Origin of the sequence: Candidatus Palauibacter polyketidifaciens (assembly GCF_947581785.1) — a bacterium.
Taxonomy (GTDB): Bacteria; Gemmatimonadota; Gemmatimonadetes; order Palauibacterales; family Palauibacteraceae; genus Palauibacter; species Palauibacter polyketidifaciens.
Genome location: NZ_CANPVO010000040.1, coordinates 38,957 through 52,881, shown reverse-complemented (window position 1 = coordinate 52,881; position 13,925 = coordinate 38,957). Strand labels below are relative to the sequence as shown.

Genomic DNA, 13,925 nt, shown 5'->3' with positions numbered 1-13,925 from the left:
GTGCCTGCGGACGTCGAGGCCTTGATGGAGCCGTGGGTCGTCGCGACGGGTCTCATCTTCGTTTACCTAGTGGCCACGATCGTGCTGGGGGCGATCGCGAACCGGCGCATGTCCGTGGACCTGGAGGACTTCCTCCTCTACGGACGCAAGGCGGGGTTCATCGTCCTCTACCTTACGGTCGTTGCGACCTACCATTCCGCCTTCGCCTTCCTCGGTTCCGGCGGCTACTTCTACACGCACGGGATCGGGTTCTGGGCCGCGGGCGCGTGGACGGTGCTCGTGGGGGCCGTCACCTACGTGCTCGGCAGCCGGATCTGGGCGCTGGGCAAGACGTTCGGCTACATCACGCCGGCCGACCTGCTGGCGGACTTCTACGAGTCGGATGCCGTCCGCGTCGTGGCGGCGATCGTCTCCGTCCTGTTCACGATCCTCTACATCCAGGTCCAGGCCGTGGGGCTGGGCTACATCCTCTCCGTGGCGTCGGGCGACCGGATCTCGTTCGAACTCGGCACGCTGATTCTTCTCATCGTCGCGGCGGGCTACCTCATCGCCGGCGGCCTGCGCGCGGTGTACTGGACGGACGTGATTCAGGGCGTGTGGATGTACGTCGCCGTGTGGGCGGGCGCGCTCGTGCTCGCCTTCGAACTGTTCGGCGGCCCGCTCGAACTGTGGCGCCGGGTGGCCGCCGAGCGGCCCGATCTGCTGAGCTTGCCGGGCCCGGAGGGCCTGTTCACGCCGGGCATGTGGTTCGGGATGGTCATCGTCCTCTCGTTCGGGATCGTCTTCCAGCCGCATCTCTTCATCCGCTACTACACGGCGGTCTCCGCGCGCACGATCAAGTGGCTCGGCGCCACGACCCCCATCTACCTGATGACGCTCTACATTCCGGCGGCGCTCGTGGGGCTGGGCGGGGCACTGGTGATGCCGGACATCGAGATCGCCGACCGGATCTTCCCGGAGATGCTGTTCGCCTACGCCCCGGCGTGGCTGACGGGCGCGATCCTGGCCGGGGCGACGGCGGCGGCGATGTCGACGCTCGATTCGATGCTGCACGCGAACATGACGGTGCTCACCCGCGACGTGTACCAGCGCTACATCCGCACGAACGCGAGCCAGAACCACTACATCCTCATCGGCCGGCTGATCGTCGTCGCCCTCCTCTTCGTCGGATACGTCCTCTCGGTGAGCACGTTCGAGTACCTGGTTGAGCTCGTCGCGCTGTCCGGATCCGGCGCGCTGCAGTTGATGCCGGCCGTCCTCGGCGTCTGCTTCCCGGGCCGGCACATCACGACGAGAGCCGGCGTGCTCGCGGGGATCGGGGCCGGACTCGCGACGCTCTACTTCACGCTCGTACTGTTCCCGAATCCGCTGGGGCTGCACGGCGGCGTGTGGGGTCTGCTGGTGAACTTCCTGGTGACCTGGTTCGTGAGCCGCGTCACGCCGCCGCCGAGCGACGTGACCGTGTCGCGGATCCACGGCGTTGTGGAGCGCTTCGTGCACGAGGGCGATCCCGCGTGAGCGTGGCCGGGAGCTGACGCGGTGGGCAGGCTCCTGGGAGGCGTCGCTCTCCTGGCGCTGGCGCTGCTCATGGGCTGGGGGTTCCTTCGTTCGGGTGCGGATCCGCTCGCCCTGAGGACGCTCGTCGCGCTCTTCATCGCGGCCGGACTGCCCGCCGCCGCCGGCGGCCTGCTCGTGGCGCGCCACTTCGGGCTCGGACGCCGCATCGAACACCGGCGGGAGGCACTCCGCCGCGACACCCTCGAGGCCGAGGTCCTGAAGATGGCGGGGCGCCACGGCGGGCGGCTCACGGCGGTCGAGGTCGCCGGCGAACTGGCGGTACCCACGACGACGGCCGAGGAAGTCCTCAACGAACTGATGGCGCGGGAAATGGCCGAAATTGAGATCACGGATTCGGGCCTGCTCGTGTACACCTTCCACGACGTACGGCACCTGTCGGAGAAGGGATCGGCGCGCGGGCTGCTCGATCCGTGACGGGAGAGCCGCAGCCGTGAGCGAGACGCGCTGGCCGTGCCCCGTATGTCTCGGGACCAGGATGGAGAAGACATCGCTCGGGGCCGGGGCCGGAGACGCCGCCGGTCCGCTGACGCTCGACCATTGCGCCCGTTGCGGCGGCATGTGGTTCGAGTTGGGGGAGGTGCAGCGCCTCCGTTCCGAGCGGCCCGAGTCGCTGTGGGCGCAAATCCCGGCGCGCGACGAGCGGCACCGGGCCCAGTGTCACGCCTGCCGCGCGTTCGTGGACCGAGACGCGCCGAAATGCGCCGCGTGCGGGGCGAAGACCCGCCTGAACTGTCCCGCCTGCGATACCCGCATGCTGCAGGTCCGCCAATCCTCGCTCACGCTCGATGTGTGCAAGCGGTGCAAGGGCGTTTGGTTCGACCACCACGAACTCGAGGCGATCTGGGAGATGGAACGGGACCGGCTCGTCGCGCGGCGGGGACGCGACGGCGCAGTCGCGCGCACCGCGGACACCGGCGCCGACGTCCTGTTCGAGACGCTCTTCTGGGCGCCGGATCTCGTCTTCGTGGGGGCGCATGTGACCGGCCACGCCGTGGCGGCCGCGGCGGAAGCGGCGCCGGCCGCCATCGACGCCGTCGGCGATGCGGCCGCGAGCGTGTTCGAGGCGATCCTCGAGATCGTCGGCGGCATCTTCGGCTGACTCCCGCCCCGGATTCGCCGCGACGCTCCGTCCGCTAGACTCCGAGTCCGCTTCGAGGCAAAGACGCTTCTTTTCCTATTGGAGAACCGACGAATGGAAATCGTGCTGGCCACACTGGCCGACGCCGCCAATACATCGAGCGACGGCAAGCTCAACCTCATGGGCCTCTTCGACACGCTCTATGCCGGCGCCATGCCGGTGACCCACCCGTCCATGCAACTCGTGCTCAGGATCCGGGCCGAGCCTTCCGAAACCGACCGGCAGCACGAACTCGAAATCCGCTGCATGGACGAGGACGGCGAAGAACTGTTCAAGGTGACGGGCGGGTTTTCCGTGCAGGCTCCGCCCGGGAAGGCGGCCACCTTCAACCATGTCGTGGGCATCAACAACCTGACGTTTCAGAAGTTCGGCGGGTACACGTTTCCGATCTTCATCAACCGGGACCTGAAGCGGACGGTCGAACTCGACGTGGCGATGGCCGAGGGACCCGCCGAGCCGCCCGGGGACTGAGGGGGCATGAGCGTCAGCGGCCGTCCGGGACGGGATCGGCGGCCGACTCCGCCTCCCACAGGCGCCGCTGCTCGCTCGTGAGGTAGTGCCGAATCGCGGTGACGTCCTCCATCGAGAGAAGGTCGCCGAAGCCGGCCATGCCGTTCACGGCGAGCGCTCCGCCGAGCACGACGGCGTCGAAGCTCTCCCACGCGCCGCCATCCATGCGGCGCAGGTCGGGATAGGCGGAGAGGTGTTCATCAGAGGCCCGGTGACAGATGCCGCAGTGGACCCCGAAGAGTTCCGCCCCGCGCCGCACCCTGGCCGCGTCGAGCGCGACATCCGGCGGTTCCGGCGTGGTCTGCACGATCTGCGCGGGTGGTAGCGGCACCTCCCGGCCATCGAGCCTGAAGACGAGCAGCCGCCCCGCGCTATCGTAGTCGTACGCCGCCGAGCCCAGCGGGTAGGCGGAGCCCCTCGGCCCGCCGTAGCCCGCCATGACCGCGATGTACTGCACGCCGTCGACCTCGTACGTCATGGGCCCCGCCATCACACCTGTGCCGAGATGGATGCTGTGGATGCGCGCGCCGGTGTCCGCCTGGTGGAAGTCGAGCGTGCCCGACGCCGTCCCCTGGACGACGAGGTTTCCGCCCGTCACCAGCGTGCCCCCATTCCACATGCTGCCGCGCGGAACCCGCCACAACTCGCGCCCCGCGACGGGGTCCCACGCGAGGAGAAACTCGTTCGGGCCGATGTCGGGGAGACCCTCGGCGAGGTGCGCGAACTCCTCCGGAAAGGGAGGCCAGGAGGCGGCGAAGCCTTCATACGCCACCTCCGGGCGATGGTCGAACTCGTCCAGCGAACGCCACAGCATGGCCTGTTCGCGGGCCGGGATGTAGGCGATGCCCGTTTCGGGGTTGAAGGACATCGGCTGCCAGTTGTGGCCGCCCGCGGAGGAGGGGAAGACGACGCGCGGTTCGTCGCGATAGTCAGCGGCGGGGTTCGGGATCGGCCGCCCCGTCTCGAGATCGATCCCCTGTGCCCAGGTGACGGTCACGAAGTTCTCCGCCCGCAGCAGTTCGCCCGTGGCGCGGTCGAGCACGTAGAAGAAGCCGTTCTTGGGGGCCTGGAGCAGGACATCGCGCGGCCGGCCGTCGATGGTAACCGTGCTCAGGATGAGGTTCTGCGTGGCGGTGTAGTCCCAGATCTCGCCCGGCACCGTCTGGTAGTGCCAGGCGAGGCGGCCCGTCTTCGGGTCGATGGCGAGGATGGAGACGAGGTAGAGGTTGTCGCCCCCCGACGGGCTCCGGTGCCAGATCGGGTACGGGTAGGCGTTCCCCGTCCCCACGTAGAGGAGATCGAGGACGGGGTCGTACGCCATCTCCCCCCATACGGTGCCCCCGAGTCCGCCCTCCCAGGCCGAGTCCGGGTCCCACGTGGCGGCGGCTGCCTCCATCTCCGGGTGCTCGAAGCCGGCCGCCGGATCGCCGGGAACGGTGAAGAAGCGCCACGCCTCCTCGCCGGTCTCGAGGTCGTACGCCGTGATGTAACCGCGCACGCCGAAGTCGCCGCCGGCGTTGCCGAGGACGACGACGTCGCCGGCGATCTGCGGCGAGCCGGTGCTCGTGTAGGAGAGGGACCGGTCAATGAAGGTGTCGGCGCGCCAGACCTCCTCGCCCGTCGCCGCGTCGAGCGCCACCAGCCAGCCATCGAAGGTGCCGATGTAGACGTGTCCCTCCCACACCTCGAGTCCGCGGTTGACCGGGCCGCAGCAGCCCTTTCGCGTGGTGCTCGGGTCGACCTGCGGGTCGTAGCGCCACACCGGTTCTCCCGTCGCCGCGTCGAGCGCCGCGACGCTTCCCCAGGGGCCGGGCGAGTACATCACGCCGTCGACGACCACGGGAGTGGCCTCGAGTCCCCAGTGGACTGAGCCGACGTGGGACCGCCACGGGTACTCCCAGGCGAGACCCACGGCGGCCGCGTTCATGACGTGAATGCGCCCGAGCGGGGAGTACCGGGTTTCCCCGAAATCCCGGCCGGAGGTCAGCCACTCCGCGGCGACCGTGTCCGTCGCCAGCAGACGGTCCCGGGTGACGGCGCCGGCCGCGTCGCGCCGCGGGGACGGTTCGCAGGCCGCCAGCGCGCAGGAGACAAGAAGCGCGCCGGCCAGCGGGCGGGCGCCCGGATCTCCGCGGGCCACAAGCCGTCTAGAAACGAGGAGTTACGGTGAGGCGGAAGCTTCGGGTGGGTCCCGGACTCCGCTCCTGCACGTCCACGTAGGTCGTCTGGAACAGGTTCTCGATCTTCGCCTGCACGCGGGTCCCGAGAATCCGCGTGCGCACGCGCAGGTCGACGAGGTTGATGGCGCTGCGCTCGTCGAGCGGGAAGGCGAGCACCTGCTCCACGCGGCTCCGGTGCCGGAAGTCGACCGCGACCATACCTCTCAACCCGGACGCCGTCGCCGTGAAGTTGTGGCGCGAACGGTAGGGGAGCGAGCGCCCGGTCCGGTCGTCCCTCGTATCGAGGAAGGTGTAGTTCGCGTTGAGGTCCAGACGGGTCGGGATCACGCCGATCCGCAGACCCGCGTCGACGCCCCGCACCATGGCTTCGGCGACGTTGCGGAACTGAAACACGAACACGTTGTTGGGCGCTGGCGACGGTTCGATGAGATCCGTGTAGTCGCTCCAGAAGAGTCCGGCGTCCAGCCAGACGCGATCGCTCACGTGCACGGTCGCCCCGACCTCGCGGGCCCAGGCGGATTCTCCCCGCAGTTCGAGATTGGGGATGACTCGAAAGCCGAACTGGGTCGTCGAGGTGAACTGCTCGGACACGCTCGGCGCCCGGTATCCGCGGCTGAGGGACCCTCGAAGGCTCAACCGGTCGCTCGCCTCGTAGACGATCCCGAGTTTCGGATTGAGGAAGCGGTCCTCCTTTGCCGCCGAGGCGTTGTGGTAGTCGAGTCGGAGGCCCACCGAGCCGCGAACCCGGTCCGAGAACGTGATCTCATCCTGAGCGAACAGCGCGAGGTCCGTCACGTCGGGCGATGGCTCCAGGAAATTCGAGTTCACGCCGGTGAAAGCGCCTTCCGCCCCGATCGTCAGCGCGTGCGAACGGTTGGGGAAGAGAGACCACTGGACATCGGTGCCGAGGCGCGTCGAGCGGTGGTAGTCCTCGTTGTCGTGGAAATGGTTCTGGTTCCGCGCGTGGTAGATGTGCGGGCGCACCTGCACGCGGTGTTTCGGCGTGACGATCGGATTGGCCGTCATGCCGAAGACGAGGTCGTCCGAGCGAATCCAGTCGCCGAGTTCGGCCGGGTCGACCTCCAGCGGCCGGTCCGGCGACAGCCAGGTGAAGAACTCCTCCTCTTCCTTTCCCGTCCAGTTGACGAAGATCTCCCACGGATTGGCGGATTCCGCCGGGAAGACGGTCTTGAGCCGCATCCGCCAGCGCTCCAGCGCGCCGTTCTGCCGGAACCCGTCCGATTCCTCCCGGGCCAGGTAGAGGGTGGTACCGACATCGCCGATGCGGCGCGAATGTTGGAGGGCGAGCCCTTCCCTGCTCAGGCGCTCGTCCGTGAACGAATGGCGGGCCGGCGTGTCGAAGAGTCCCACGTAGCCGCGGACGATGGTCTCGGGCTCCGCCGGCGGGCGTTTCGTGATCACGTTCACGACGCCGCCCAGCGCGTTCGTCCCCCACAGGGTGGAATGAGGGCCTTTTACGATCTCGATCTGGTCCACGTCCAGCACGGGTAGGCCGCTGAAATCGATGGACGCGCCCACGCCGGAGAGCACGCGGTGGCCATCGAGGAGCATGAGAACGCGGCTGCCGACGCCCCGCGCCAGGCCGGTGGCGCCGCGGATGTCCATCTGGCCGGAATTGAAGATCACGCCCTGCGCGAAGGGGAGCGCCTCGTCGAGGGTCACGGCGTCGCGGTTGCCGAGTTCGTCGCCGCTCATCACGGCGACGCTCACGGGAGCCTCGCCGGTCCGGACGGCGGAGCGGCTCGCCGTCACGGTCAACTCGGGAACGTCGAACAGCCGGCGCTCGAGCAGGATACTGAGTTCGCCCGACCGACCGGTCTGAAGTTCGCGTTCGGCGACGCGAAAGCCGTCCGCCACGACGACGAGGGTGAAGGTCCCGTTGGCGGGAGAGGCGATGCCGAAGCCGCCATCGGGCCGCGTCGTCGCGCTCAGCGGGGTGTCGCGGATGAGCACGGTGGCCCCGGCGAGGGGCGCGCCCGTCTCCGCGTCCAGAACGCGGCCGCGGACGATGGCGTCCTGGGCCTGGGCGGCGAGCGGAGCGCTCGCGTAGAAGGAGGCAAGCGCCGCCCGCGCGTAGAAGGAGGCGAGCGCCGCGCGCATGTAGAAGAAGACGAGCGCGGCGCCTGCCGTGAGACGTCGTCGGATCCCGACCTCTACTGCCGCTGCCAAACTGTAGTCGAGACGGCGGCGAGCGGCTCCGTTACGATCACGGTGAGGACGTTGCCCGCCAACGTGTACGTACCCAGAGCCTGCACTTCGGTACCGCTCTGCTGCCAGGTGCCGTCGGTACGGATGGTGAACGTGCCCTGGTCCTGAAGCATGATCCCCGCGGCAGGTACCGAGACTTCATAGGTCATCGTGCCCGATGCAGTGTCGCCGGAGGACGAGGTCTGCGAGAGCGTGAAAGTTCCTGAGGCGATCGGCGGACCGACTGTAGCCCCACCCTGGGTCAGGGATACGAGGCTATACGTGCCGGAGAGGTCCGGCGGTCCCGCGGCGGGGGGCGGCTCCGGGTCCACGGTGTCGCCGCCGCCACAGCCCGCGACAAGGGCCGCGACGACCAGCGGCGCGCACAATCTGAGCAAGTGCTTCTTCATGTAACCTCCGTCAGTTTCGGATGCGGCGTCCCTGCGAAGACGCCGCTTCCTTCAAGATAGTCGTCCGGTTCGGCGTTGCCGAGACCGATGCTCCGCTCTATCGGCCATCTTCGCCATCGGCGGGCACCGGGGCGGAGTTCGTTTCTCCTTCGGGTTCTTCGCGTTCCACGACGATGGAGCAGTTCGTGACGAGCGCGGCGATGGCGCCGATCGCCGCCCAGGCGGGCAGCATCAACGTCCCTACGACGCCGATGGAGAGCGGCACCTCGATGAGTTCCTTGCCGTCTTCGTTCCGGATCGTGATGCGGCGGACGTTCCCCTCCCGGATGATCTCCTTGATCTTCCGCACGAGGTTCTCGCCCGGCACTCGGTGTTCCTCGGTCATGTCCACCTCCCTTGCGGCGCGCCCGCGAGTCCGGCTTGATGTTGGATCCTGACAGTCCGCTGTACGCTCGCAATCCGGCCCGGGTTTTGCGAGCCGCGCGGAAATCCCTCTTCCGAGGAAAACGATGACACGCTACCGACTGGAACTGCGCGCCCTCGTGCTGGCGCTCGGCGTTGCGGCCTGCGGGGAGGCGGCGGAGGAGGCGCAAACGTCCGCCACCGGAGCTGGACTGCCGGAGGGGGCGGAGGCGATCTCCCTCCTCGGCGAACCTCTCTATCCTTCCCCCGCTTCGGCGGAGCAGGCGCAAGACATCGAAGTCGCGCGCGCGGACTACGACGCGGATCCGGACGATGCGGACGCGATCATCTGGCTCGGGCGGCGCGTCGGGTACACGGGGGCGTTTCGCGACGCGATCGAGATCTTCTCGGAGGGGATCGGGAAGCACCCGGATGACGCGCGGATGTACCGTCATCGAGGGCACCGCTGGATCAGCGTGCGCGAGTTCGACCGCGCCATCGAGGACCTTTCTCACGCTGCCGGCCTCGTGCGAGGCGAGGAGGACGAGGTCGAGCCGGATGGCCAGCCCAACGCGCGCGGCATCCCGACGAGCACGCTGCAGTCGAACATCCACTACCACCTGGCGCTGGCCCGCTATCTGAAAGGGGATTTCGAGGGAGCGCTGCCGTCGTACGAGGCCTACATGGCCGTGACGACGAACCCCGACCAGCTCGTGGCCATCTCGCACTGGTGGTACATGGCGCTCCGGCGTCTGGGCCGCGACGCGGAGGCGGCGGCCGTCCTCGAACCGGTGACGGCGGATCTCGATGTCATCGAGAACACCAGCTATCACCGGCTCCTCCTCATGTACCGGGGGGAGCTCGATGCCGACGAACTGTGGGATCCCGAGAGCGGAGATCCGGCGGGCGTGGCGGTCGCGTACGGCATCGCGACCTGGCACCTCTACAACGGCCGCGAGGCGCAGGCGGCGGAGATGTACCGCCTCATTCTCGAGGGTTCCGGCTGGGCGGGGTTCGGCTACATCGCGTCCGAAGCGGAGATCGCCCGCCTGGAAGCCGACCCGGACGGCTGACCCGGACGGCTGACCCCGCTGCAACTTTTCTTGCGCCGGCCTCGTTCCCGCCATTGACGCGGCGGCCGGGGGGTGCGGGCCAGGTACGGACCGCAACCTTTCGACGGCTCGACGCGTCCTACTTCGCAGGGTTTGAAGTTCGGGCTGCTTAAGGAAGGTTACGTTGGGGTTTTCCTCGTTCTTGATAGATTCCGCCGCCCCGTTGCGCCGGTGGGCGGCGTTCGTGCTGCTGATGGGCCTGGCCACGCCGCTTGCGGCGCAGGACTCCGCGATCGGCGGCGAGACAAACGCGCGGGCCGCCGCGGCCCCGGCGCTCCGGGCCGTCCGCGCGACGGAAGCGCCGCAGATCGACGGACGGCTGGTCGAAGCTGCGTGGAACGGCGCGCCGGTTGCCACCGACTTCGTTCAGTTTCAGCCCGACCCGGGCGAGCCGGCGAGCGAGCGCACCGAGGTCCGGGTTCTCTATACGGACGACGCCGTCTACATCGGCGCGCGGATGTACGACCGCGATCCCGACGGGATTATCCGCCGGCTCGCGCGCCGCGATGAGGAGGTGACGACGGACGCCTTTTCCGTGGCGTTCGACAGCTACTTCGATCACCGCACGGCGTTCCGCTTCTCCGTCAGCGTGGCGGGCGTCCAGAGCGACGCGCTGATGTTCTCCGACACGCAGGAGGACGGCGATTGGGACGCGGTGTGGGAGAGCGCGACGGGCTCCGACGAAACGGGCTGGACCGCCGAACTGCGGATCCCCCTCTCGCAACTCCGGTTCGCCAGCTCATCGGACGACGGTTCCGGAAGCACGTGGGGCATCAACTTCGTGCGCGAGATCGCCCGCCTCGAGGAGTCGAGCGTTTGGTCGCCCCTGCCGGAGGATCGTTCGCGGGTCGTGTCCGCCTTCGGCACGCTGCGCGACCTCCAGGGCCTCCGGCCGCGCCGCAATCTGGAGGTACGGCCCTACGTCCTCTCGTCGGCCACGCGGGCGCCGGGCACTGCGGATAATCCGTTCTACGCGGCCACGGACTTGCGCCAGACGGTGGGCGGCGACCTGAAGTACGGGATCACGGAGAATCTCACGCTCGACGTCACCGTGAACCCCGATTTCGGGCAGGTCGAAGCGGATCCGTCCGTCGTAAACCTCACGGCGTTCGAGACGTTCTTCCCCGAGAAGCGGCCGTTCTTCCAAGAGGGATCGGACATCTTCGGTTTTTCCTTCGGCGGAGGCGGCGACAACAACGAGTCGCTCTTCTACAGCCGCCGGATCGGGCGTACGCCCCAGGGGTCCGTGACGGGCCCGGCGGAATACCGCGACGTGCCGGAGGCGACGAGCATTCTCGGAGCGGCGAAGCTGTCCGGGAAGACGGCGGACGGCTGGTCGATCGGGTTCCTCGATGCCCTGACTTCGAGTGAGAACGCACACTTCGTTTCGCCCGGGGGCACATCCGGCGCGCAACCCGTGGAGCCGATGACCAACTACGCCGTGGCGCGGGTCATCAAGGACTTCCGCGACGGAGAGAGCGCCGTCGGCGTCATCGGCACCGCCACGAACCGGCGCCTCGGCGCCGGAGGGACGCTCGCCTTCCTTGCGGACGAGGCGTACACCGGAGGGATCGACTTTCGGCATCGGTTCGGGAACGGGAACTATCAGATCGACGGTCACGTGATCGGGAGCACGGTGAGCGGGAGCCCGGAGGCGATCGCGCGCATCCAGCGTTCCTCCGTCCACTACTTCCAGAGCCCGGACTCCAGGCACGGACTGGACCCCACCCGCACGCGTCTGTCGGGCAGCACGTCGACGATCAGTTTCTCGAAGGTGGGAGGCGGGAACTGGCGCTACGGACTGTTCGGCGAGAACCGCTCGCCCGGCTTCGAATCGAATGACCTGGGATTCCAGCAGAACGCGGATTACCGGGTCGGGGCGGTCTGGGTGAACTACGAGCAGTTCCGGCCGCAGGGTCCGTTTCGGAACTGGGGCGTGAACGCGGCGACGTGGTCCGGCTGGACGTTCAACGGGGAACGGCAGTTCACGGGCGGCAACGTGAACGGGAACTTCCAGTTCAAGAACTTCTGGCGCGGTTTCGCCGGTTTCAACCAGGAGTGGGCGGGACTCGCCACGACGGCGCTGCGCGGAGGGCCCACGCTCTACCAGCCGAGCCAGTGGAGCAGCTGGGGCGGCGTGTTCACGGACTCCCGGAAGCCGGTGCGGCTCGGAGCCGTCTTCAACGCGGGAGGAGAGTACCGCACCGCGACCCGCCGCCTGGGCCTGTCGCCGAACGTGACGCTCCAGCCGTCGAGCCGTCTCCAGCTCAACTTCGGCCCGAGCCTGCAGTGGAACGATCGGGCGTGGCAGTTCGTCTCGCGCCCCGACGCCTCCGACGGGACGCACTACGTGTTCGCGCGTCTGAGCCAGCAGACGGTCTCGATCACGACGCGCCTGAACTACACGTTCAGCCCGGATCTTTCCCTTCAGTTCTACGCCCAGCCCTTCGTGAGCGCGGGGAGCTACGACCGTTTCATGGAGGTCGATGATCCGCGGGCTTCCGATTTCGCCGACCGCTTCCGGACGTACGGGGAGAACGAGATCCGGCGGCTGGAGGCGAACGGCTTCGGACTCTACCAGGTCGACGCCGACCGGGACGGGAAGCCGGACTTCGGCTTCGCGGATCCCGACTTCAACGTGAAGTCGTTCCGCTCCAACCTGGTCTTGCGCTGGCAGTATCGGCCCGGATCGACCGTGTTCCTCGTCTGGAGCCGCGACCAGCAGTCCTTCCGCAACGACGGTGCGTTCCGCCTCGGCGACGATCTGACGGACCTCGCGCGTATTCCGTCCACCAATATCTTCCTCGTCAAGTTCGAGCACTGGCTGGGGCTCTAGTGTAGCTCGTACACAGCCGGTGGCGGGGGCAACGCGGCCCCCGCCTCTGTCCGCCGGCCGTCGAGAACAGTGGGAAGCGGTGACCGGTTACATTTTCGTGGCGCTTGCGGTGCTGGTGGCGGTGGCCGGCTGGAGACGCCGGAGCCAGTTGCGCCGCCGGACGCGCCCCGGCGTGACGGACGAGATCGTGCAGCGCATCGAGACCGTGGGCCGCGTGGACGCGGAGGATGTCGAACCGGTGGATCTCGAGCTGGCGAGGGCCGAGGAGGACGAATTCTGGGCCCAGACGTGGGACGAGCCCGAAGAGAACTGGTAACTGGTGAGAGGAGTGGCGGGAATTCGATGATGAACACGGCACGGAAATCCGGGGCGATCCGCGTCGGGCTGGTGGCCGCGACGACGCTGTTGCCAACGGCCTTTCTCACGGCGGAGGCACAGGAGGCGCCGCGGGTTTCGTTCGGGATGGCGACCGCGGCCTTCGAGGACGGCCTGGGTTCCATGCGTGGCGTGCGCGAACTTGACGACGGCCGCGTCCTCATAGCCGACGGTTTCGGCGCCGCGGTCATCGCGTGGAAGCCCGGGGGCGGTGCGGACACGCTGACGAACACGGGCCAGGGGCCGGCGGAGTATCGGACGCCGGACGGTCTCTTCCCCCTTCCGGACGGCGCGACGCTCCTCATCGATCTCGGCAACGCGCGGCTCACCCGCATCGAAGCGGACCTCGGCTTCGGCGAGACGTGGCCCATCGCCCGTGGAGGCCCGAATGCCGGGATGACGATGATGATTCCGGTAGGGACCGACCGCGAAGGCGGGATCTACTTCCAGCAGCGACTCGACGGGATGGCGGGCATATCCGACTCCGCGGCCGTGGCGCGCTTCGATCCGGCGACGGGCGAGACCTCCGAGGTCGGACGGGTCCGGCTTGCGGAACAGACGCGCGTGGAGTCGGGGGACGCCAACAACCGCAGCGTGAACATCCGGCCAGTGCCGTTCTCCAATCAGGACGCGTGGAACGTGGCCTGGGACGGCCGGGTAGCGGTCGCGCGCGCGGACGGCTACCGACTGGAGTGGCTGGATCGCGCGGGCGGGGTCACGCGGGGACCCGGGATCCCGTACGAACCGGTGCGGGTGCGGCGGGCGGACCAGGACGAGTGGCTCGACCAGCTCGGAGGCGGGCTGCGTGTCGAGGCCACGGACGATGGAAGCGGGATGCGGATGTCCATGAGCCGCGCGCCTTCAGGCTCGAGCAACGCGGATCGCTCGGACTTCGAGTGGCCCGACGAGAAGCCGGTCATTCCCGCCGGCGCGGTCGCGGTCGATGCGGAAGGTCGGGCGTGGGTCCGGCGCCATGTGCCGGCGGGGGAAGCGCACCTGTACGATGTGTTCGACGCGGGCGGGCAGCGAGTCGCCCAGGTGGAACTGCCCGAGGAGCGACGGCTCGTCACCTTCGGAGCGGAAAGCGCCTACCTGGTCCGAAGCGACGAATTCGGTTTCGCCTGGCTCGAGAAATACCCGATGCCCGCGGTGCCCGGGACGCGCTGACGCCAGCGG

General features: G+C 68.4%; 12 protein-coding genes. 8 read left to right on the top strand and 4 right to left on the bottom strand.

What is annotated here, in order from left to right; genetic code table 11:
* The 4 genes from RN729_RS11245 to RN729_RS11230 all read left to right on the top strand — a co-directional run bounded on the left by RN729_RS11245 (position 1) and on the right by RN729_RS11230 (position 3,187).
* Positions 1-1,518: a sodium:solute symporter family protein gene (locus RN729_RS11245; protein WP_310784824.1), complete on the top strand. Its 1,518-nt coding sequence runs from the start codon at positions 1-3 to the stop codon at positions 1,516-1,518.
* Positions 1,519-1,539: 21 nt separating this feature from the next.
* A complete protein-coding gene (locus RN729_RS11240) occupies positions 1,540-1,992 on the top strand; it encodes a hypothetical protein (protein WP_310784822.1) in 453 nt (150 codons plus the stop codon).
* A gap of 16 nt (positions 1,993-2,008) precedes the next feature.
* Positions 2,009-2,677: a zf-TFIIB domain-containing protein gene (locus tag RN729_RS11235; protein WP_310784820.1), complete on the top strand. Its 669-nt coding sequence runs from the start codon at positions 2,009-2,011 to the stop codon at positions 2,675-2,677.
* A gap of 93 nt (positions 2,678-2,770) precedes the next feature.
* Positions 2,771-3,187 (top strand): hypothetical protein, encoded by a 417-nt coding sequence (locus RN729_RS11230; protein ID WP_310784818.1) that lies wholly within the window; start codon positions 2,771-2,773, stop codon positions 3,185-3,187.
* A 13-nt stretch (positions 3,188-3,200) separates the two neighbouring features.
* On the opposite strand, the gene RN729_RS11225 is transcribed toward RN729_RS11230, so the two are convergent.
* The 4 genes from RN729_RS11225 to RN729_RS11210 all read right to left on the bottom strand — a co-directional run bounded on the left by RN729_RS11225 (position 3,201) and on the right by RN729_RS11210 (position 8,409).
* Positions 3,201-5,366 carry a PQQ-dependent dehydrogenase, methanol/ethanol family gene (locus tag RN729_RS11225; protein ID WP_310784816.1) on the bottom strand — a complete coding sequence of 722 codons (2,166 nt, stop codon included), beginning with the start codon at positions 5,364-5,366 and terminating at the stop codon, positions 3,201-3,203.
* Positions 5,367-5,373: 7 nt separating this feature from the next.
* Entirely contained in the window at positions 5,374-7,596 is a 2,223-nt protein-coding gene (locus RN729_RS11220) for a TonB-dependent receptor (protein ID WP_310784814.1), read from the bottom strand.
* A complete protein-coding gene (locus RN729_RS11215) occupies positions 7,581-8,024 on the bottom strand; it encodes a hypothetical protein (protein ID WP_310784812.1) in 444 nt (147 codons plus the stop codon). Before RN729_RS11215 ends, RN729_RS11220 begins: the two co-directional genes overlap by 16 nt.
* 97 nt (positions 8,025-8,121) lie before the next feature.
* Complete coding sequence (locus RN729_RS11210) at positions 8,122-8,409, bottom strand: DUF4342 domain-containing protein (protein WP_310784809.1); 288 nt, start codon at positions 8,407-8,409, stop codon at positions 8,122-8,124.
* 124 nt (positions 8,410-8,533) lie between these two features.
* Here RN729_RS11210 and RN729_RS11205 point away from each other — a divergent pair, with 124 nt between their 5' ends.
* The 4 genes from RN729_RS11205 to RN729_RS11190 all read left to right on the top strand — a co-directional run bounded on the left by RN729_RS11205 (position 8,534) and on the right by RN729_RS11190 (position 13,916).
* A complete protein-coding gene (locus RN729_RS11205) occupies positions 8,534-9,499 on the top strand; it encodes a hypothetical protein (RefSeq protein ID WP_310784807.1) in 966 nt (321 codons plus the stop codon).
* A 232-nt stretch (positions 9,500-9,731) separates the two neighbouring features.
* Positions 9,732-12,374, top strand: coding sequence for a DUF5916 domain-containing protein (locus RN729_RS11200; RefSeq protein ID WP_310784924.1), 2,643 nt, complete (start codon positions 9,732-9,734; stop codon positions 12,372-12,374).
* Between the two features lie 79 nt (positions 12,375-12,453).
* Complete coding sequence (locus RN729_RS11195) at positions 12,454-12,690, top strand: hypothetical protein (protein WP_310784805.1); 237 nt, start codon at positions 12,454-12,456, stop codon at positions 12,688-12,690.
* 26 nt (positions 12,691-12,716) lie between these two features.
* Complete coding sequence (locus RN729_RS11190; RefSeq protein ID WP_310784804.1) at positions 12,717-13,916, top strand: hypothetical protein; 1,200 nt, start codon at positions 12,717-12,719, stop codon at positions 13,914-13,916.
* Positions 13,917-13,925: the final 9 nt, after the last annotated feature.